This window comes from uncultured Demequina sp., assembly GCF_913055775.1.
GTDB lineage: Bacteria > Actinomycetota > Actinomycetes > Actinomycetales > Demequinaceae > Demequina.
The window spans coordinates 1-19629 of record NZ_CAJXJX010000043.1; the positions used below are offsets into that span (position 1 = coordinate 1).

Genomic DNA, 19629 nt, shown 5'->3' on the forward strand with positions numbered 1-19629 from the left:
GAGCCACTGGATGTGCGCGTAGAACGGCGTGTAGTGCTTCGAGCTCGGGTTGCTCGAGATGTCCACGAGGTTGACGGGCTCGGGCTCCTCGGTCTCCGTGGGCTCCGGCTCCGGCTCCTCCGTCTCGGTCGGCTCGGGCTCCGGCTCCGCCCCCTCGAGCCAGAGCTGCGCGTCGATGTCCGTCGCAGAGGCGCTGGTGACGTCCACCGCCGTCGCCTCCTCGACGGTCGCGGCGCCGTCGTAGTACTGGAGCTCGATCTCGGTGTCGACCCACTCCTCGGCCTCCTCGTCCCAGTACAGGTCCGTGAAGAACTCGACCACGTACTCGCCGTCCGGCAGGTGGGCGATCACGTAGTCGCCGGTGGTCGTGTTGACGAAGCCCGGGTACTCGGAGTCGTCGTCGACCGAGATCGCGGTCACGTCCAGCAGATCCAGCGCCTCGACGTCCACTCCCTCGGGAAGCGTCACGGTGCCGCTGATGGTCTTGGCCAGGTCCATCTCGATGTCGAGCCCGGACAGGGACTCGACCTCGGTCACGTCCACCGGCGTGGCGGTGGCGAGGGTGCGCCCGCCGCCGTAGTACTCGGTCAGGACGCTCGGCACGGCGGTGGGGTCGCCGTCGTAGGAGTTGGTGACGCCGCGAGCGACGATGAGGTAACCGCCCGCGGGAATGCCGTTGATCTCCCACGCGCCGGTGGAGTAGTCGCGCCGCATCGTGCCGATCCGGTTGCCGTCCAGGTCGTGCAGCTCGACCACGATGCTGCGCAGCCACGACTCGGGCGCGCCCTCCGCACCCGTGAGGGAGCCCGACAGGGACCGGCCCTCGGTGAGTTCCGCGTCGATGCCGGTCGCGTTTCCCGTGGAGAGGTCGATGACCGTGGCGTCCTCTTCGAAGAGCTCGTCGTCGTAGTACTCGTCGACCACGTTGGTCCACCAGTCACCGTCGAACGCGCCCTCGAACCGAACGACGTGCTCGAGCGGCAGCAGCCGGGAGATGGTGTAGGTGCCCTCGGCCGGGGTGACCGTGACGCTCGTCTCGTGGTGGGTGCTGCCGATCCGATAGTGCGCGATCACGGCGACCGGGCCGTCGTCGAGCTCCTCGCTCGCGCCCTCCTCGAGGCTGATGGTGCCCGAGATGGTGCGCCCGAACTCGGCGGCAAGGTCCACGCCGGTGACATCGGTCGCGTCGACCGTGAGCAGGTTCGTGTCGGAGCCGATCCATCCCCCGCCGTAGAACTCGGCGATGAGGTTGGGGGCGACCGTCTCGCCGAGAACGTCGTCGTAGTACTCGCCCCACGCCACCGCGACCCAGTGCTGCCCGGCGGGCACGTCCGCGATGGAGTAGGTGCCGTCCGCCGCGACACCCGCCGTGTCGACGTAGACGAGGTCATCGCCGTAGATCGTGACGGAAGCGGCCTGATACCAGTCCGTCTCCGCGCCGACCGGCAGCGTGACTGTTCCGGACACGGTCACCCCGTCCGCGGCCTGCGCGCTGGCCGCGACTCCCCCCAGGCCGGCAAGCGCCAGGAGCGCGATCAGTACCGCGCTGATCCGGCGTGAGATCTCTCGTGCGTGCAGCGTCGTCATGGCAGTCCCCCTCATCGTGCCGCGCCCGCCATTGGACGCCGACTCCTTTGGACCTTAGGCACGTCGCCGCCGACAGTCCAGACGCACAGAAGGGGCGAACGGGACAAACAGGGACAGCGGGCGTGCTGGAGTCAGGGTTTCTGCGCCCGTGGGGGCTTTCGGCGGGCCGATGCGCGGGCTGGCACAGGGCCGATGCGCGGGCCGGGTGGCGCTGCCGGCTGAGGCTACGGGCGGCCGATGTACGGCATCATGTCGCCCACGGCCCAGTTGTACATCGAGCGCACCTTGGCGGTGTTGCCCGGCGTCGTGGCCTCCATGACCTGGCCGCTGCCGATGTACATCGCGACGTGATAGATCGCCGATGCGTTCTTGCCCGAGCCCCAGAACACCAGGTCGCCCTTGCGGATCTGGCTGTACGGCAGCAGCGTGACGCCGGCGTACTGGGTGCGCGACGAGCGCGGGATGTAGTGCCCGGCGGCACGCCACGACGCGGAGGTCAGGCCCGAGCAGTCGTACGCGGGCCCATTGCCGCCGTAGGCGTACGCCGCGCCCTTGAGGGTGAGCGAGTAGGCGGCTGCCGTGGCCCCCTGCGACGCCGACGACTTCCACGAGTTCTGCGGCTCAGGCTCCGGCTCCGGATCGGGCTCGGGGGTGGAGGTCTCGGTGGGCTCGGGCTCGGGGGTGGAGGTCTCGGTGGGCTCGGGCGTCGAGCCGCCGCCGCTGGAACCACCGGAGTTGGAGCCGCCGGAGTTCGACCCACCCGAGTTGGAACCGCCCGAGTTGGAACCGCCGGAGTTCGAGCCACCCGAGCTGGAACCGCCGGAGTTCGAGCCTCCAGAGTTCGATCCGCCGGAGTTCGAGCCACCCGTCTGGTTCCCGGTCTGCGTCCCGCCGGATCCGGACGACTGCGACTGCTCCTTCTCGGCCTGCGCGGCCTCCTCGAGGCGGCGCTGCTCCTCCTCGAACGCGGCCTGCAGGCGGCGCTGGCGCTCCGCGGCCAGGCCAGCCTGGCGCTCGGCCTCGAGTTCGGCCGTGACGCCCCGCAGCTCGGCGACGCGGGCGACGGCAGCCGAGCGCGCATCGGCCGCATCGGCCACCGCCTTCTCCGCGTTCTCGCGCGCGGTCTGCGCCACCTCGAGTGCCTCGGACGCGGCGGCCTCCGCGTCGGCGGCGGTCACTGCGGCCTTCTCGGCGTACTCGCGCATGGTCTGCGCGACAATCTCGGCGGCACGCACGGCCTGGACCGTCGCGTCGGCCTCGTTCGACGCCCGGCCGAGGGCCTCGTGGCGCTGGATGACCTCGTCGAAGCCATCCGACTTCACGAGCGCCTCGAGCTCGGTCATCCCGCCGGCGTTGCGGTAGGAGGCCATGGCGACGTTGGCCAGCGCGGTCTTCGCGTCGGCGAGAGCGGCGTCCGCCTCGTCGGCCTGTCGGTTGGCGGAGTACAGGCTGCGCTGGGCCGCGATGTTCGCGTCCTGGGCGTCCTGGTAGTCGGCGTCCGCGAGGCGAGCGGCGACGTCGGCCTCGTGGAGGGCGTCCTCGAGCTGCGCGATAGCGGCGTCGAGCTGCGCGACGCCGGCGGCGGCGTCATCCGCTGCGGCGCGGGCAGCGGAGATCTCGTCCTGCCCGGGATAGTCGGCGGCTCGGGCGGGCGACGTGGGGAAAGCGACGAGCGCCGTCAGGGTGAGGATGCCGGTCAGCGCGAGGGCGAGCGCGCGCACGGGCAGGCGTCCCTGCACAGCGGTCCGCGCCATCGTTCCCTCTCGTCACACTTGTCACACGAGTCACATGCGACTCACCTGTCAGATAGTAAACGCATTCGGACAGATCGGCTACCCCCGTGTGACGCATCCGTGCTCCGCCCCGCGTCCTGGACGGGGGCCGCACGCCTTGCCCTAGGGTGGCGGCATGGATGACGACGGCATCGAGACTGACGCCTGGGCCGCTGACGAGGGACCCGGCGCGGGCGCGCCCATCCCCGCGAGCGCCGCCTGGCGCGAGGGCGACCACCCGGGGCGCCGCCAGTTCATGCCGATTGGCGATCTCCCGCTCGAGGCGGACCCTCTGGGCACCCTCCCGAACGTCACCCTCGCGTACGAGACGTGGGGCGAGCTCAACGCCGCCAAGGACAACGCCGTCTACATCGCGCACGCGCTCACGGGCGACATGCACGTGTGGGGCCCAGCCGAGCCCGGCCACCACACCGGCGGCTGGTGGAACGCGATGGTGGGCCCGGGCAAGCCCATCGACCCGGAGCGCCATTTCATCGTGTCCGCGAACGTGGTGGGCGGCTGCCAGGGCACCACCGGCCCGGCGTCCCCGCACCCCGAGGACGGCGAGCCGTGGGGCTCACGCTTCCCGTACGTGACGATGCGCGACATGGTGGCCGCGGAGATCCGCCTCGCGGACGGCCTGGGCATCGACCGCTGGCGCCTGATCGCCGGTCCGTCGATGGGCGGCATGCGCGCGATCGAGTGGACGGTCATGGCGCCGGGGCGCGTGGGGGCGATCGCTCCCGTGGGCTCGACGGCCGCCGTCACCGCGGACCAGATCGCGTGGTCCACCACGCAGCTCGCAGCCATCGCCGCCGACCCCAAGTTCCGCGGCGGCGACTACTACGACGCCGCGGACGGCGACGGCCCGCACGCCGGCCTGGGCATCGCGCGCATGATCGCGCACACCACGTACCGCTCCGAGAAGGAGCTCGCCGAGCGGTTCGGGCGCTCCTACCAGGGCGAGACGGACCCGCTGGGCAAGGGCGGCCTGTTCGCGGTCCAGAGCTATCTGCAGCACCACGCCCGCAAGCTCGCGCGTCGCTTCGACGCGAACACCTACGTGCGGCTCGCGCAGTCGATTCAGTCTCATGACGTGGGCCGCGACCGCGGCGGCGTCGAGACCGCGCTCGCGCGCTACACGGACGCTGCGCTGGTGGTCGCGGTCGACTCGGACCGCCTGTACCCGCTCAAGAACTCGCAGCGCCTCGACGCCGCGCTGTCCGGCTCCGAGGGCGTCAAGGTGGTCCACTCCCCCGTGGGCCACGACGGCTTCCTGGTCGAGTCCGGCCAGCTCAACGCGTTCATGGCGGAGTTCGAGCGCTCGCTGTAGCCACGCGAGGCGGCGCTGACCCCTACGCGCCGGCGGTGACGGGCGAGGACTCCACCGTCGCTGCGTCGCGGACGCCGAAGGCCTGGAAGGTCATGTCCTGTGGCCGTCCCGGCGCCCACCACCCGCTGAAGTGGATCCCGAGCTCCGTGGTGAGGCCGCCCGGCGCGACGAGCGCGCCGGCGTACACGAAGTCGAACACGCGTCGGTCGCCATGGAGGCCGGCCCCAAGAAAGGTCCAGCCCCACGATCCGGCATCGAATGCAGGGGGAACTGGGAATGCACGCTTGGCGTCGAGCGAGATGCGCACGCGAACGCCGGTGACCCCCGCGGCACCGGCATCGCCCGAGAGGACGACCCGTACGGCCGCCTCGACGTGGTTCACGAACAGGCCACGGGAGATGCGCACCGATGGCTCGTCAACACCGAGCACCGCTGCCGACGCGGAAAGGGGCCTGGAGGGAACGGGTATCGCCACAGGCGCGGTCGGATCCACCAGCACGCTCAGGTCGATCGCCATCGTCATCCTCCTCGCCCAGCTGCCCGGGCCGGGCCATCGTCTCACCGTTGAGACTCGCGCTGGAAGAGAGTATGGCGGAGATCACACTCAGGAGCTCTCAGACACGTCGATGGCACGTGGGTCGACGACGGTGCGCAGAATCCGGGCGCAGGCCTCCTGCTGACGAGCGACCGGGCTCCGCTGGTGAGGCAACGCTGATAGTGTCGCCCCGCACCCAGCACCACACGAGGAGTCGCATGCCACCCACGGATGCCCAGGCTGCAGCAGACATCGCGCACGAGGCGGGCACCGTCCTGCTGGGACTGCGCGCCGCCTTCGGAGACGACGTCGAGGGTCGCGAGCGCGGCAAGCGCGGCGACGCCGGCGCGCAGGCGCGCATCGCCGCACTCCTCGCGGAGCGCTTCCCCGACGACGCCGTCCTGAGCGAGGAGGCCCGCGACTCGGAGGCGCGGCTCAGTGCCGACCGCGTGTGGATCATCGATCCCCTCGACGGCACGCGCGAGTACTCCGAGGGCCGCGCCGACTGGGCCGTGCACGTCGCGCTGTGGGAGAGCGGAGAGCTGAGCGCGGCCGCCGTCGCCATTCCGGGCGAGGACCTCGTGCTCGACACGGACAGCGTGCCCCCGGCGCCCGCATCGGCCGACGGCAGAGTACGCCTGGCCGTGAGCCGCTCGCGGCCGCCTGCCATCACCGAACCTGTGCGGCAGGCGCTCGACGCGGAGCTGATCCCCATGGGCTCGGCGGGCGTGAAGATCGCCGCCGTCGTGCGCGGTCAGGTGGACGCTTATGTCCACGCGGGTGGCCAGTACCAGTGGGATTCGGCCGCGCCGGTCGCGGTCGCGCGCGCAGCGGGGTTGCACACGTCACGCATCGACGGGTCCCCGCTGGTCTACAATGACGCCGACCCCTATCTACCCGATCTGGTGGTGTGCCGCCCCGACCTGGCCCCGGCCATCCTGAAGGCGATCGCGGACGCCGACCACGGAGACGATTCATGACCCAGCCCGCTCACATGCTGAGCCAGCTCGACGCCCTCGAGGCGGAGGGCATCCACATCGTTCGCGAGGTCGTCGCGCAGATGGAGCGCCCGGCGCTGCTGTTCTCCGGCGGCAAGGACTCGATCTGCCTGCTGCACCTCGCGATCAAGGCCTTCGCCCCCGCTGCCGTGCCCATGCCCGTGGTGCACATCGACACCGGCCAGAACTTCCCCGAGGTCCTCGAGTACCGCGACCGGATCGTGGAGAAGTACGGACTGAACCTCGTGGTCGGCTCGGTTCAGGACGCGATCGACGCCGGCACGGTCCGCGAGGAGCCCAACGGCTCGCGCAACCGCATCCAGACTCCCGTGCTGCTCGACACGATCGAGAAGAACAGGTTCGACGCCTGCATGGGCGGCGCCCGCCGCGATGAGGAGAAGGCACGCGCCAAGGAGCGCGTGTTCTCCTTCCGTGACGACTTTGGCCAGTGGGACCCCCGCAACCAGCGCCCCGAGCTGTGGAACCTCTACAACGGCAAGGTGCACCCGGGTGAGTCCATCCGCGTGTTCCCGCTGAGCAACTGGACCGAACTCGACATCTGGGACTACATCCGCTCGCGCGACATCGAGGTCCCCTCCATCTACTACGCGCACGACCGCGAGGTCTTCCTGCGCGACGGCATGTGGATGGCGGCGAACGAGTTCGCCGTGCCGGGCGACGGCGACGAGGTCGTCACCAAGAAGGTGCGCTACCGCACCGTGGGCGACGCGACCCTGACCGCGGCGGTGGAGTCCGAGGCTGACACCATCGACAAGATCATCGAAGAGACGGCCGCGACGCGCCTGACGGAGCGCGGGGCGACCCGCGGCGACGACCGCGTGTCCGAGGCTGCCATGGAGGACCGGAAGAAGGAGGGGTACTTCTAATGGACCTGCTGCGCTTCGCCACCGCTGGATCCGTTGACGACGGCAAGTCCACGCTGATCGGCCGCCTGCTGTTCGACTCGAAGACCATCTTCGAGGACCAGCTCGAGGCCGTCGAGCTCGCCTCGAAGAGCCGAGGCAACGAGTACACCGACCTGTCGCTGCTCACGGACGGCCTGCGCGCCGAGCGCGAGCAGGGCATCACGATCGACGTGGCCTACCGCTACTTCGCGACGCCGCGCCGCAAGTTCATCATCGCGGACACCCCCGGCCACCAGCAGTACACGCGCAACATGGTCACCGGAGCCTCGACTGCGGACCTCGCGATCATCCTGGTGGACGCGCGCAAGGGCATGACCGAGCAGTCGCGTCGCCACGCCACCATCGCGTCCCTGCTGCGCGTGCCGCACGTGGTGCTCGCCGTCAACAAGATGGACCTGGTCGACTGGTCGGAGGAGCGCTTCAACGAGATCTACGAGGAGTTCTCCTTGTTCTCGTCGAAGCTCGACATCCCCGACCTGACGGCGATCCCCCTGAGCGCCCTCGAGGGCGACAACGTGGTCGAGCGCAGCGAGAACATGCCCTGGTACGGCGGCTCCAGCCTGCTGTACCACCTGGAGCACGTCCACATCGCGTCCGACAAGAACCTGCAGGACGTGCGCTTCCCGGTGCAGTTCGTGATCCGGCCTCAGCAGTCGAACGCGCGCGACTACCGCGGCTTCGCCGGCCAGGTCGCGTCCGGCATCCTCAAGGTGGGCGATGAGGTTCTGGCGCTGCCCAGCGGCCTGACCACCAAGGTCGCGGCCATCGACGGACCGTCAGGCCCGCTCGACGAGGCCTTCCCCGCGATGTCGGTCACGGTGCGCCTCGAGGACGAGATCGACATCTCGCGCGGCGACATCATCTGCCGCGTCGGCAACCACCCGGAGCCCACGCAGGACGTCGAGGCGATGGTGTGCTGGATGGATCAGGACGCGCTCACCGTGGGACGCAAGCTGGGAATCTTCCACACCAGCCGCATGGCGCGGGCGATGGTCAAGGACATCCCCTACGAGCTCAACGTCAACACGCTGCACCGCGACTCCGAGATCAACCAGCTCAACCTGAACTCGATCGGTCGCGTCAAGCTGCGTGTCACCACGCCGCTGCTCGTGGACGACTACGACCACAACCGCACCACCGGATCCTTCATCCTGATCGACGAGGCCACCAACCGCACCGTGGGTGCGGGCGTGATCCGCGACTCGTGATGCGGCGCTGACGTGGACTTCGCGCTGCTGGCCGCTGCGGTCGGCATCGGTGTGGTGGTCGGCCTGACCGGCATGGGCGGTGGCGCCCTCATGACGCCCACGCTGGTGCTGTTCTTCGGTATCCCGCCGCTCACTGCGGTGTCCTCGGACGTCGTGGCGTCTGCGGCGATGAAGCCCGCCGGCTCGTGGGTCCATATGCGCAACGGCACCGTGAACTGGCAGCTGGTCCGGCTGCTGGTCTACGGCTCCGTGCCCGCCGCGTTCGGCGGAGTGCTGATAGCCCATCTGATGGGGCCCGGGCCGGAGGTCCAGGCCTTCGTGAAGCACGCGCTCGGAGTCGTGCTGATCATCGCGTCGCTCGGACTCTTTGTGCGCGCCTACCTCCGCATGCGCGAGTACGCCATGCAGCGTGACGGACGCGCGGCACCTCTGCCCAAGGACCGGCCGGACGTGGTTGCGCGCCCCGTCCCCACGGTCATCGTGGGCGTGGTCGGCGGGCTCATGGTGGGACTCACCTCGGTGGGCTCGGGCTCGCTGATCATCATCGCCCTCATGGCGCTGTACCCGACTCTCAAGGCGAACCAGCTCGTCGGCACCGACCTCGTCCAGGCGGTTCCGCTCGTCGTGGCAGCCGCGATTGCCCACTTGATCTTCGGCGACGTCGACTGGTCGGTGACCCTGCCCATCATCCTCGGATCCGTCCCCGGCGCGTACCTTGGCGCGCAGCTGTCCTCGCGCATCGCCGGTGGGATGGTGCGCCGCGCGCTGGCGATCATCCTGTTCGTCGCCGGACTCGCGCTCCTCGGCGTCTCGGGTCAGTGGGTGTTCGTCTCTCTCGCCGTGATCGCCGTGGGAGGCACCCTGGCCTGGGGCGTGGCGCGCCGCTCGATGGGCTACCGGTTCTTCACTTTCCAGGAACGGCGGGCTGAGAAGATGGGCAAGTCATGACCGAGATGCGGCTCACCGCGCTGCAGCTGAACGAGCTCGAGCTCATGCGCGCCGGCGCGTACGGCCACGCTCTGCGCTACGAGCTTCCGGACAAGGGCCCCCACCACGCGACGCTGCTGTTCCCCGGGGCATTCGAGGACGTGTCCCTGACGCTCCTCGACACCGAGGCGACGCCCGTGGCGCGCGTGCGTGTGCTGGAGCGGCACGCCGATGCGCGAGGCACCTGGTTGGGCGGGCTCGTCGAGGTCACGCGCGAGCCCGCACGGCCCACGTTCCCCGAGCTGAGGCCCTCGAGCACCATGGCTCCCGTGAGCGATGCCACGCTCCTGCTCGGACGGCGCAGCGGCAAACTCGACGGAACTGTTATCGCGATCGACTCGGGAGACGCTCACGCGCTCGCGCAGACAGTGCGAGGCCTGCGCACCGACGGACTCGACCTGCGTGTGCTTCCTGAGCCCGCCGCCCTGCACGTGTCCGGCGCCGACCGCACGGAGCTCCTCGAGCACCTCGCCTCCGTCGTGTTCGCCTCGAACGTGCGCGTCATCCGCGGTGAGCAGAAGGCGCCGGGCGACGGCGTAGTCGTGCTGTTCACGGGGCTGTCGGGATCCGGCAAATCCACCATCGCTCGCCAAGTCACGCGCCAGCTGCGCGCCGAGACCAACCAACGCGTCACACTGCTCGATGGCGACGAGGTCCGCGCGATGCTCTCGAGCGGACTCGGTTTCTCGCGCGAGGATCGCGAGCTGAACGTGCGGCGCATTGGATGGGTCGCTTCGCAGATCAGCGCTCACGGCGGCATCGCCATCTGCGCGCCCATCGCACCGTATGAGTCGATGCGGCAGGAGGTCCGCGAGATGGCCGAGCGCGCGGGCCGCTTCATCCTGGTCCACGTCGCCACCTCGCTCGAGGAGTGCGAGGCGCGCGATCGCAAGGGCCTCTACGCCAAGGCTCGTGCTGGGCAGATCGCCGAGTTCACGGGAATCTCGGATCCCTACGAAGAGCCCCTCGACGCTGACGTCCGGGTGGGAGCAAGCGGCGAGTCAGCAGAGTCGAGCGCTGCGGCGGTGGTGGCGACGATCGTCGGCAGCAGCGAGGCTGCCTACATCATCTGACCCACGACGCGACGCGCCGGCGGCTCACGATGCGGCCGACTCGCCTCAGTAGGCTCCCCTGGCCGCCACGACCGCCCACATGGTGCGCAGCATGATCACGAGGTCGCCGCCCAGGTTCCAGTTCTCCGCGTAGTAGAGGTCCAGCTGGACGCTCTGCTCCCACGTGAGGTCCGAGCGGCCGCTCACCTGCCACAGGCCGGTGATGCCGGGCTTGACCAGCTGGCGACGCGACACGTCCTCGTCCCAGTCCGCGACCTCCACCGGCAGCGGCGGCCGCGGGCCCACGAGCGACATGTCGCCCTTGAACGCGTTGAGCAGCTGCGGCAGCTCGTCCAGCGAGTAGCGGCGCAGGAACCTGCCCACCGGCGTGACGCGAGGGTCGTCCTTCATCTTGAAGAGCACCTTGTTGCCCACGTCCATGCGGCTGAGGCCCGCGAGCTCGTCGCGGCGCGACTCCGCGTCCTGGTACATCGAGCGGAACTTGTACATGGTGAACGGCTGGTGGTCGCGGCCCACGCGGGTCTGGCGGAACAGCACCGGGCCCTTGCTCGTGACGCGGATCGCGGTCGCGATCAGCAGCATGGGCACGGACAGGAACAGCAGCAGCGCCGCGGCGCCCATGCGGTCGATCACCGACTTCAGGATGTACTTGCTGCCCGTGTAGCCGGCGGTCTCGACGTGGAGCAGCGGCAGCCCCTCGACCGGGCTCATGCGCATGCGCGGCCCGGCGACGTCCACCATTGCGGGCAGGACGATGAGGCCCACGCCGCTGCCCTCGAGCTGCCAGCCCAGGCGGCGGGCCTCGCGCAGCGAGAGCTCGTCCGTGCCGGACAGGAGCAGGTACTCGGCTCCGACGGTCTTGGCCTCGTTGGCGGCGTCCTCCAGCGGGCCGAGCACCGGCACGTCGGAGAGGTCGTTCGCGAGGGTCTTCTCCTCGTGGCTGGGCAGGCACACGCCGATGACGTTGTAACCGGCGCGACGCGACGAGCGCAGGCGGCGGATCATCTGCTCGGCGGTGCGGCGCGGACCCACGATCACGACCTGCGCCTGCAGCTCCCCGTGGTCGCGCTGGGCGACGATGAACTTGCGGCTGATCGCGCGGCCGCCCAGCAGCGCGAGCGTGCCCAGCGGGATCGCGAGCACCAGGTACACGCGGCTGATCTGCCACTGCGTGACAAGCGCCACAATCGCGACCACCGCGAGGGTCTGCCAGCTGGCGGTGACCACGCGCTGGAACTCCTGGGGACCGTGCCCGAGGATGCGCGCCTCACGCGAGCGTGCCACCGACAGCAGCACCATCCAGAGGGTGACGACGCCCACCGAGAACCAGATGTAGCCGGGCGCCGGCTGGCCTACCAACTGCGCCGACGGGTCGGGCCCAAAGCGCAGCGTGTGCGCCAGGGCGGTCACGACCACGATGAGGATGGCGTCGAGCACGAGCAAGCGGGCCGTGTACTTGTGGGCCCATCCGTTCGGGCCGGCCATGCGCTGAGTGGAGGTCCTGCGGACCTGCTGCGCCGCGGGAGCGCTGGACGGAGCGTGCTTGATGTCCTCGCTCACGCGGACCACCTGCCGCGGAACTCGAAACCGCCTGCTGTTGAACCCCTCATCGTGCTATCCCCCCAAGATGCACGGCACCGTCGACCCGCTGCTGCTTCGAAGGTCACGACAACCCGCATCAGCGGCGCCGTCGCCATGACTCTCCGAACCGGCCCCCCTCGGGCGTTCGGTCCCTCATTACCCCCTGCACGGACCCGTTCGGCGAAACCTCTTCCCCCGCATGCGCTTCGTGGAGCGAATGCCTTGTCCAAACTCCCCCCGGAGTCGGGCCCTACCGTGGAGAGTAACAGTGTGACTTCGATCACACTAGTCAGAAATGGGGTGTGTCCGATTTGTCCCCCGACGACGGTGAGAAGGCCCTCGTGAGGCCCTAGGCGGACCCGAGCACGCGGCCCGCCGCGGCCTCCCAGCGGTCACCCCAGGCACCAATCGATTCGACCCCGAGCGCCTCGTGAGAGCCGTGCCCCAGCACCGACCAGGCGGGGCGCGGCGCAGGCCGCGGGAAGTCCGCGGTCGTCGTTGGCCCCACCACCGCATCGGCCCCACTGGAGCCCACGATGTGCTGCGCGAATTCGAACCACGAGCACTGTCCCGAAGACGTGCCGTGATAAGTCCCAGCCGGGACGTCCGCGTCCACGAGCCGCACGATGAACTCTGCGAGGTCGCGGGTCCAGGTGGGCTGGCCGAGTTGGTCGTCGACCACGGCGAGGCTGTCGCGCTCGCCTGCGAGGCGCGCGATCGTGGAGGGGAAGCACGGGCCGTGCTCGCCGTAGAGCCACGCCGTCCGCACGATCAACGCGTCCGCCCCGCTGTCGCGCACCGCCCGCTCGCCCCGGGCCTTGGTCGCGCCGTAGACGCTCGCGGGCTCGACCGGGGTGTCCTCGGCGTACGGCTCCGTCGCGGTGCCGGAGAAGACGTAGTCCGTGGAGATGTGCACGAGCCGTGCTCCGGCGTCGCGGCACGCGCGCGCGACGTGCCCGGGCACGGTGGCGTTGAGGAGCTCGGCGGCCTCGGCGTCGCTCTCCGCGGCGTCGACCGCGGTGTACGCGGCGCAGTTGACCACCACGTCCGCTCCCGCGACCGCTCGGGCGAGGGCGGCCGGGTCGGTGACGTCGACATCGGCGCGCGTGGCCGCCGTCACGGCCCTGCCATGCTGCTCGAGCACCTCGACCAGATCGCGGCCGAGCATCCCTCCCGCGCCGAGCACCAGCCATTGCCCCTGGTCATTCACCATGGTGCAACCCTAGAGGCGCTCGCTAGGCTGGGCGCGTCGACTGGGGGGAGACAGCATGGAGTTCACCGAACTCGCGGTGCCGGGGGCTTATCGCGTAGACACGCAGCACTTCGCGGACGACCGCGGCGTCTTCCTCGAGTGGTTCAAGGACGCGCCGTTCACGGCCGCCGCCGGGGCGCCGCTGAGCGTGCAGCAGGCCAACTGCTCGGTCTCTGACGCCGGCGTGCTGCGCGGCATCCACTTCGCGGACGTCCCGCCCGGGCAGGCCAAGTACGTAACGTGCGCGCGCGGCGCGGTGCTGGACGTGGTCGTGGACCTGCGGGTGGGGTCGGCGACCTTTGGCCACTGGGACTCGGTGCTGCTCGACGACGTCGACCGCCGCGCGATCTACCTGCCCGAGGGGCTGGGCCACGCGTTCCTGTCGCTCGAGGACGCCTCCACGGTCATGTACCTGTGCTCGACGCCGTACGCGCCCGGACGCGAGCATGAGGTCTCGCCGCTCGACCCGGCGATCGGGATCGACTGGCCCACGCACGGCCGCGACGGGCAGCCGCTCGAGTACCGGCTGTCGCCCAAGGACCAGGCGGCGCCCACGCTCGCGCAGGCCACCGAGCAAGGGCTGCTGCCCACCATGGCGCAGGTCGACGCGTGGGCCTCCACGCCGTCAGGAGGGGCGGCCCAGTGAAGGTCCTCGTCACCGGCGGCGCCGGATTCATTGGCGCCAACTTTGTGCACCTCACCCTGCGCACGCGCCCCGACGCGACCGTGACGGTGGTCGACGCGCTCACCTATGCGGGCAACACCGAGTCGCTCCCCACCGACGAGCGGGTGACGCTGGTCAAGGGCGACATCGCCGACCGCGAACTGGTGGACGACCTGGTGGGCGACGCGGATCTGGTGGTCCACTTCGCGGCCGAGTCCCACAACGACAACTCGCTGCACGACCCCTGGCCCTTCGTGCAGACCAACGTCCTTGGCACCTACGCGCTCCTCGAAGCCTGCCGCCGCCACGGCACCCGCCTGCATCACATCTCCACGGACGAGGTCTACGGCGACCTCGAGCTGGACGACCCCGCGAAGTTCACGCCCGAGACGCCATACAACCCGTCCTCGCCGTACTCGTCCACCAAGGCGTCCTCGGACCTGCTGGTGCGCGCGTGGGTGCGGTCCTTCGGGCTCGAGGCGACCATCTCCAACTGCTCGAACAACTACGGCCCGTTCCAGCACGTCGAGAAGTTCATCCCGCGCCAGATCACCAACATCATCGACGGCGAGCGCCCCAAGCTCTACGGCGCGGGGCTGAACGTGCGCGACTGGATCCACGTGGACGACCACAACGCGGCGGTCTGGGCGATCGTCGACCGCGGCCGCATGGGCGAGACCTACCTCATCGGCGCGGACGGCGAGCTCGACAACAAGACCGTCATCGAGACCATCCTCACGGAGATGGGTCAGGACGCGGACGCGTACGACCATGTGAGCGACCGCCCCGGCCACGACCTGCGCTACGCGATCGACGCGACCCGCACCCGCGAGGAGCTGGGCTGGGAGCCGGCCTACACGGACTTCGCGTCCGGGCTGCGCGCCACCATCGCCTGGTACCGCGACAACGAGCCGTGGTGGCGGGCGCGCAAGCACGAGACCGAGCTCAAGTACCAGCGGATCGGACGCTAGGGAGAGACATGAAGGGCATCATCCTCGCCGGCGGATCCGGCACTCGGCTGCACCCCATCACCATGGGCGTGTCCAAGCAGCTGGTGCCGGTCTACGACAAGCCGATGATCTACTACCCGCTGTCCACGCTCATGCTCGCGGGCATCCGCGACGTGCTGGTCATCACCACCCCGCACGACGCCCCGCACTTCGAGCGGCTGCTGGGCGACGGCAGCCAGTTCGGGATGTCGATCGAGTGGGCGCAGCAGCCCTCGCCCGACGGCCTGGCGCAGGCCTTCGTCATTGGCGCAGACTTCATTGGGGACGATGCTGTGGCGCTGGTCCTGGGCGACAACATCTTCTACGGCCCCGGGCTGGGCACGCAGCTCACGCGCTTCGCCGGGCTGGAGGGCGCGGCGGTGTTCGCGTACCGGGTGGCGGACCCGACGGCGTACGGCGTGGTGGAGTTCGACGCCGAGGGACGTGCGCTCAGCCTCGAGGAGAAGCCCACCCACCCGCGCTCCGAGTACGCGATCCCGGGCCTGTACTTCTACGACAACGACGTGCTCGAGATCGCCGCCGGACTCGAGCCGTCCGCGCGCGGCGAGTACGAGATCACGGACGTCAACCGCGAGTACCTGTCACGCGGGACGCTGCAGGTCGAGGTGCTGCCGCGCGGCACCGCGTGGCTCGACACCGGCACGTTCGACTCGCTCATCCAGGCGGGCAGCTTCGTGCAGTCGGTGCAGCACCGCCAGGGCCTGTCGATCGGGTCACCCGAGGAGGTCGCCTGGCGCAACGGCTGGCTGTCGGACAGCGAGCTGCTCGCCCGCGCCGATTCCCTCGCCAAGTCGGGGTACGGCGACTACCTGCGGAGCCTGCTCAGCTAGCCACCGCATCGGCCCTACTCAGCAGTGCCCTGGAAGATCACCGAGCAGGCCATGCCTGCGACGTCCTCGCCCTCCTCGGCCACGCGCGTGGTGTCCGCCGCCGCGACGCCCACGCAGCCCACGCCGGCCTCGACGAACAGCGGGTCCACGAGGTTGGGGCGCTGAGTCTCCTGGGCGGCCCACGCGTCCACGACCTCCGCGGCGCTCTGGTCCGAGCGCGACACGTTCTCGCCCGCGTAGTCGAAGTCGCCGCAGTCCGCAGGCAACTCGTCGCGCGGCACGTCGACCGCGCCCGGGAGCTGGGTCGCGCGCTCACGGGCGTGCTGGGCCATGCACTCGCTTGCGTCCAGGCCGGCGAGGCCCTCGGTCACCCGCAGCGCGTTGATCTGGTCCAGCAGCTCCTGCTCGAACTGCTCGGTGCTGGGCAGCTCGACCGGGTCCACAGCGTTGGAGCAGCCCGCGACGGCGGCGGCCGTCAGGAGGGCCGATGCGGCGGCGACGAGTGTGCGGAAGGTGCGGCGGGGGCGGGTCACCCGGCCAGGGTAGACGGTCGCTGGGCGGGCACGGTGCATGGCCCCAGGGTCTGGTTGGCGAGGTGGGGGGTGGAGTAGTGTGCTGGCCAGCAGAGGGGGGAAACCATGCGATCGCTTGTTGTTGTCGCCGTTGCCGCTGTCGGGGTGCTGTCGGGGTGCGCGAGTTCCGGGACGCCGGGACCGTTCGTGACCATGACGCCGGAACCCGTGCAGGTCACCGCCACGGCCACGCCGCCGCCCGAGGTGGTGCTCGAGATCCCGCAGGAATGCCTCGACGCGCTCGACGTCGCGCAGTCGACGCTGGCCCTCGATCTCGAGGCCTTCGAGGCGCAGGCCGCCGCGCTCGACGCCGCGAAAGAGGCGATCCGGGCTGGGCTCGACAACCGCACCGTCGCCTTCGATGACGCCGTGGCGCGCATGAACGAGGCCGAGGACAGCGTCAGCGTCGATGCCGTCGTGGGGGCGAGGGACTCGTTCGTCTCGAACCGCCACGCGTGCCTGGTCGCCGTGATGGACTGAGGCGCGGTCGCCGCGGCGCGTGAGCCGCTGCGAGCGTCAGCCGTAGAACATCTGCGAGCAGACCCAGCCGCCGATGTCCTCCCTGTCCGACGCCGCCTTGGTCCGATCGCCCACCGCGTGGGCGACGCACGCGACGCCCACCTCGTCGAAGCTCGAGCGCAGGATGTTCTCGCGGTGGTCCTCCGAGTCCATCCACAGCTGATGCAGCGCCCCCGCCGGGCCGTCGCCGCGGACGAGGTTCTCGCCCACCGTCTGCGCTGTGCACTCGAAGGTCAGGTCCTCGTGGGCGAGCTCGTCCTTGCCGCGGGCGGTCTTCGCGCGGTCGAGGGCCTGCTCCTCGGCGCAGTCCGACCACTCGAGCGCGTCCTCGCCGTCCGCCTCGCGGGCCTTGTTCGCGAGCGCGAAGAGGTCCTGCGCGAGGTCCTCGGCGCGCTCCTTGAGGCTGCGGCCGTCGGCCTTCTCCTCGCTCGCGGTGGCCTGGGCCTCGTCCTCCTGCGGCACGGGCGTGGGGCTGGCGCTGGCGTCCGCGTCCCCGTCCGCGTCTGACGCGCTGGGGCTGGCCGACGGCGCCGCGGCCGGGAAGTGCCGGTCATGCACCTCGATGGTCAGGCTGGGCGACGGATCCGCCTCGACCGGCGGCGTCGAGGCGCACGCGCTCGCGCCCAGGGTGAGGGCGATGGCGAGCGCACCTGTGCGCGCGCGGCGAGAGCGCATCGTTCCACCATGCCACCGCCTCAGCAGCCCTGCAGAACGAACGCCTTCGCAAACCCCGCCGTCTGATACGCGTACTGGTACGCCCAGAGCCACGGCTCGAGCGACTCGTCCGAGGCGATCATGCTCAGCTCGCCCACGTCGCAGCGCTCCATGATCATGCGGGTGCGCGAGATGTGCGGCGTGAACGTGATGACCGCGGAGGTCTCCCAGCCGTGCTCGGCCATCTCCGCCTCGAGCTCGCGGGCCTCTCCCCTGGTCGTGAACGGCTCCGGGCGCGCGCAGATCACCTCGACCCCCGCGGGCGTGGCGCCGGCGTCGCACAGCACCGCGGCGTCGTCGAACGCGTGTGCCGCGAGCGGGTCCAGGCTCACCATCAGCGCCCGGGCGCCGTGGCCGTCGGTCAGCTCGAGCGCGGTGTCGATGCGCTCATCCGTGGGCGGGCCGATCACGTAGACCACGTCCACGCCGCTCGGCTGGTCCGTCGCGGGCAGCACGTAGAAGGGCAGCCCGGCGATCGCGATCACGGCGACCGCAGCGACGGCGCCCAGGATCCAGGCCTTCACGCCCCTAGAGCCTGTCCGCCAGCAGCTGGGCGAGGTGGCGGCCCTGGACGCCGGCGAGGTCGTCGGCCTGCGTGCGGCAGCTGACGCCGTCCGCGAGGTAGACGGACCCCTCGGGCGCGCCGCGCAGTGCGGGCAGCAGCGAGTTCTCGGCCACCTGCACCGAGGTGTCGTAGTGGCCCTTCTCCGTGCCCCAGTTGCCGGCGAGTCCGCAGCAGCCGCTGGTCTCGGTGACCGTCGCGCCCAGGTCGCTCAACAGCTGGCGGTCCGCCTCGAAGCCCACGACCGAGTACTGGTGGCAGTGCGGCTGGACCACCGCGGTGACGTCGTCGAGGCGCGGGGGCTCCCAGTCCTTGGTGGGCTGGACGGGGGCACGGCCGGCGAGGACCTCGGCGAGCGTGAAGGTGCCGTTCGCGACGGCGTGCGCGCGGGGGTCTTCCGGCAGCAGCTCGGTGAGATCGCTGCGCAGGGTCGCGGTGCACGAGGGCTCGACGCCGATGATCGGGATGCCGTTCACGGCGAACGGCCCCAGGATCGTCAGCAGTTCCTCCATGCGGCGGCGGGCGCCGTCCAGCTGGCCGGTGCTGATCCACGTGACGCCGCAGCAGGCCTGCGCGTCGGGCACGATCACCTCGAGACCGGCCGCCTCCAGGACCCGCAGGATCGCCGCGGGGATCTCCGGGTCCAGGCCGTCGGTGAAGCTGTCCGCCCACAGGACTACGCGATTGCGAGTCTTGGCGACGCCGTTCCCTGCGCCCTGCTTCCCCTTACCCAGGCCGAGCCTGGATGCCCGCCGAGCCCGCGCATCGGCGCTGCGCCTGAACGGCGTGGCCGCGAACTCCGGCAGACGGCGTCGCGTGTCCATGCCTGCCGCGCCCACCGCGAGGCGCTGGATCCAGGCCGGGCTCAGGACGGCGTTGATGAGGCGAGGGGCGATGCCCACGAGCTTCAGCCACCGCGGCAGCCAGCCGATGCTGTAGTGAGTGATCGGCCTCACTTTGCCGCGGTAGGTGCGGTGGAGGACCTCGGACTTGTAGGCCGCCATGTCGACGCCGCTGGGACAGTCCGAGCTGCACGCCTTGCAACTGAGGCACAGGTCCAGGCTCTCGCGCACCTCGGGCGCGGTGAGCCCGCCCACGAGCGTGCCGTTGATGGCGTCCTGCAGCACGCGGGCGCGGCCGCGGGTCACGTCCTTCTCGTCCTTCGTGGCAGTGTAGCTGGGGCACATGAAGCCGCTGCCGCCGCCGATCGCGTCCGCGCGGCATTTGCCCACGCCGGTGCAGCGGTGGACGGCCTCGGTGAGGTCGCCATGGTCGTGCGCCCACGCGAAGCCGCCTGTGGAGCGGGGCGTGCGGGGGGCGGCCGGGCGGCGCAGGTCCGCGTCGAGCGGCGCCGGGTCCACGATGACGCCTGGATTGAGCGCGCCCGCCGGGTCGAACAGTCGCTTCACCTGGCCGAACAGTGCGATCGCCTCCGGTGAGTACATGGCGCTCAGCAGCTCGCCGCGGGCGCGGCCGTCGCCGTGCTCGCCGCTGAGCGAGCCGCCG

18 protein-coding genes and 1 pseudogene are annotated in these 19629 nt (G+C 70.5%); 10 read left to right on the forward strand and 9 right to left on the reverse strand.

Going from position 1 to position 19629, the window contains the following annotated elements; translation table 11 throughout:
* Both QZ483_RS06030 and QZ483_RS06035 read right to left on the reverse strand, forming a co-directional pair.
* Positions 1-1587, reverse strand: a pseudogene (locus QZ483_RS06030) (hypothetical protein); the annotation flags it as partial.
* A 224-nt stretch (positions 1588-1811) separates the two neighbouring features.
* The gene (locus QZ483_RS06035) at positions 1812-3341 is read right to left on the reverse strand and encodes a C40 family peptidase (RefSeq protein WP_297082090.1); all 1530 of its coding nucleotides are present in this window, start codon (positions 3339-3341) and stop codon (positions 1812-1814) included.
* A gap of 154 nt (positions 3342-3495) precedes the next feature.
* Between QZ483_RS06035 and QZ483_RS06040 the strand changes: the two genes are divergently transcribed.
* A complete protein-coding gene (locus QZ483_RS06040) occupies positions 3496-4692 on the forward strand; it encodes a homoserine O-acetyltransferase (protein ID WP_297082091.1) in 1197 nt (398 codons plus the stop codon).
* A 22-nt stretch (positions 4693-4714) separates the two neighbouring features.
* Here QZ483_RS06040 and QZ483_RS06045 read toward each other — a convergent pair whose 3' ends face one another.
* Positions 4715-5098: a hypothetical protein gene (locus QZ483_RS06045; RefSeq protein WP_297082092.1), complete on the reverse strand. Its 384-nt coding sequence runs from the start codon at positions 5096-5098 to the stop codon at positions 4715-4717.
* A 347-nt stretch (positions 5099-5445) separates the two neighbouring features.
* Between QZ483_RS06045 and QZ483_RS06050 the strand changes: the two genes are divergently transcribed.
* The 5 genes from QZ483_RS06050 to cysC are packed head-to-tail and all read left to right on the forward strand — an operon-like array spanning position 5446 to position 10419.
* Positions 5446-6207: a 3'(2'),5'-bisphosphate nucleotidase CysQ gene (locus QZ483_RS06050; protein WP_297082093.1), complete on the forward strand. Its 762-nt coding sequence runs from the start codon at positions 5446-5448 to the stop codon at positions 6205-6207.
* A complete protein-coding gene (cysD, locus tag QZ483_RS06055) occupies positions 6204-7112 on the forward strand; it encodes a sulfate adenylyltransferase subunit CysD (RefSeq protein ID WP_297082094.1) in 909 nt (302 codons plus the stop codon). The genes QZ483_RS06050 and cysD overlap by 4 nt, the downstream gene beginning before the upstream one ends.
* Entirely contained in the window at positions 7112-8359 is a 1248-nt protein-coding gene (locus tag QZ483_RS06060) for a sulfate adenylyltransferase subunit 1 (RefSeq protein ID WP_297082095.1), read from the forward strand. Before cysD ends, QZ483_RS06060 begins: the two co-directional genes overlap by 1 nt.
* 12 nt (positions 8360-8371) lie before the next feature.
* The gene (locus QZ483_RS06065; protein WP_297082096.1) at positions 8372-9307 is read left to right on the forward strand and encodes a sulfite exporter TauE/SafE family protein; all 936 of its coding nucleotides are present in this window, start codon (positions 8372-8374) and stop codon (positions 9305-9307) included.
* The gene (cysC, locus tag QZ483_RS06070; protein WP_297082097.1) at positions 9304-10419 is read left to right on the forward strand and encodes an adenylyl-sulfate kinase; all 1116 of its coding nucleotides are present in this window, start codon (positions 9304-9306) and stop codon (positions 10417-10419) included. Before QZ483_RS06065 ends, cysC begins: the two co-directional genes overlap by 4 nt.
* 45 nt (positions 10420-10464) lie before the next feature.
* Here the strand turns inward: cysC and QZ483_RS06075 are convergent, their stop codons facing one another.
* Together QZ483_RS06075 and rfbD are read right to left on the reverse strand one after the other, a co-directional pair.
* The gene (locus QZ483_RS06075; protein ID WP_297082098.1) at positions 10465-11979 is read right to left on the reverse strand and encodes a sugar transferase; all 1515 of its coding nucleotides are present in this window, start codon (positions 11977-11979) and stop codon (positions 10465-10467) included.
* 370 nt (positions 11980-12349) lie between these two features.
* Positions 12350-13213 carry a dTDP-4-dehydrorhamnose reductase gene (rfbD, locus tag QZ483_RS06080; RefSeq protein ID WP_297082099.1) on the reverse strand — a complete coding sequence of 288 codons (864 nt, stop codon included), beginning with the start codon at positions 13211-13213 and terminating at the stop codon, positions 12350-12352.
* A gap of 55 nt (positions 13214-13268) precedes the next feature.
* Between rfbD and QZ483_RS06085 the strand changes: the two genes are divergently transcribed.
* The 3 genes from QZ483_RS06085 to rfbA are packed head-to-tail and all read left to right on the forward strand — an operon-like array spanning position 13269 to position 15756.
* Positions 13269-13898, forward strand: coding sequence for a dTDP-4-dehydrorhamnose 3,5-epimerase family protein (locus tag QZ483_RS06085; RefSeq protein WP_297082100.1), 630 nt, complete (start codon positions 13269-13271; stop codon positions 13896-13898).
* Entirely contained in the window at positions 13895-14887 is a 993-nt protein-coding gene (gene rfbB / locus QZ483_RS06090) for a dTDP-glucose 4,6-dehydratase (RefSeq protein WP_297082101.1), read from the forward strand. Before QZ483_RS06085 ends, rfbB begins: the two co-directional genes overlap by 4 nt.
* Before the next feature lie 8 nt (positions 14888-14895).
* On the forward strand, positions 14896-15756 hold the full coding sequence (gene rfbA / locus QZ483_RS06095; RefSeq protein WP_297082102.1) for a glucose-1-phosphate thymidylyltransferase RfbA: 861 nt from the start codon (positions 14896-14898) through the stop codon (positions 15754-15756).
* A gap of 14 nt (positions 15757-15770) precedes the next feature.
* Here the strand turns inward: rfbA and QZ483_RS06100 are convergent, their stop codons facing one another.
* The gene (locus tag QZ483_RS06100; RefSeq protein ID WP_297082103.1) at positions 15771-16289 is read right to left on the reverse strand and encodes a CAP domain-containing protein; all 519 of its coding nucleotides are present in this window, start codon (positions 16287-16289) and stop codon (positions 15771-15773) included.
* A gap of 192 nt (positions 16290-16481) precedes the next feature.
* Between QZ483_RS06100 and QZ483_RS06105 the strand changes: the two genes are divergently transcribed.
* The gene (locus tag QZ483_RS06105; protein ID WP_297082104.1) at positions 16482-16808 is read left to right on the forward strand and encodes a hypothetical protein; all 327 of its coding nucleotides are present in this window, start codon (positions 16482-16484) and stop codon (positions 16806-16808) included.
* A 36-nt stretch (positions 16809-16844) separates the two neighbouring features.
* Here QZ483_RS06105 and QZ483_RS06110 read toward each other — a convergent pair whose 3' ends face one another.
* From QZ483_RS06110 to QZ483_RS06120, 3 genes are all read right to left on the reverse strand, one after another.
* Positions 16845-17522, reverse strand: a complete 678-nt coding sequence (locus QZ483_RS06110) for a CAP domain-containing protein (RefSeq protein WP_297082105.1) — start codon at positions 17520-17522, stop codon at positions 16845-16847.
* 20 nt (positions 17523-17542) lie between these two features.
* Entirely contained in the window at positions 17543-18085 is a 543-nt protein-coding gene (locus tag QZ483_RS06115; protein ID WP_297082106.1) for a YdcF family protein, read from the reverse strand.
* A gap of 4 nt (positions 18086-18089) precedes the next feature.
* The coding region (locus QZ483_RS06120) for a (Fe-S)-binding protein (protein ID WP_297082107.1) at positions 18090-19629 on the reverse strand (1540 nt) is incomplete at its 5' end.

Excerpts from the sequence above, each read along its gene's own strand:
- QZ483_RS06035 (WP_297082090.1), bottom strand. The coding sequence starts at position 3,341 with ATGGCGCGGACCGCTGTGCAGGGACGCCTGCCCGTGCGCGCGCTCGCC.
- QZ483_RS06040 (WP_297082091.1), top strand. The coding sequence starts at position 3,496 with ATGGATGACGACGGCATCGAGACTGACGCCTGGGCCGCTGACGAGGGA.
- QZ483_RS06050 (WP_297082093.1), top strand. The coding sequence starts at position 5,446 with ATGCCACCCACGGATGCCCAGGCTGCAGCAGACATCGCGCACGAGGCG.
- cysD (WP_297082094.1), top strand. The coding sequence starts at position 6,204 with ATGACCCAGCCCGCTCACATGCTGAGCCAGCTCGACGCCCTCGAGGCG.
- QZ483_RS06060 (WP_297082095.1), top strand. The coding sequence starts at position 7,112 with ATGGACCTGCTGCGCTTCGCCACCGCTGGATCCGTTGACGACGGCAAG.
- cysC (WP_297082097.1), top strand. The coding sequence starts at position 9,304 with ATGACCGAGATGCGGCTCACCGCGCTGCAGCTGAACGAGCTCGAGCTC.
- rfbD (WP_297082099.1), bottom strand. The coding sequence starts at position 13,213 with ATGGTGAATGACCAGGGGCAATGGCTGGTGCTCGGCGCGGGAGGGATG.
- QZ483_RS06085 (WP_297082100.1), top strand. The coding sequence starts at position 13,269 with ATGGAGTTCACCGAACTCGCGGTGCCGGGGGCTTATCGCGTAGACACG.
- rfbA (WP_297082102.1), top strand. The coding sequence starts at position 14,896 with ATGAAGGGCATCATCCTCGCCGGCGGATCCGGCACTCGGCTGCACCCC.
- QZ483_RS06105 (WP_297082104.1), top strand. The coding sequence starts at position 16,482 with ATGACGCCGGAACCCGTGCAGGTCACCGCCACGGCCACGCCGCCGCCC.
- QZ483_RS06110 (WP_297082105.1), bottom strand. The coding sequence starts at position 17,522 with ATGCGCTCTCGCCGCGCGCGCACAGGTGCGCTCGCCATCGCCCTCACC.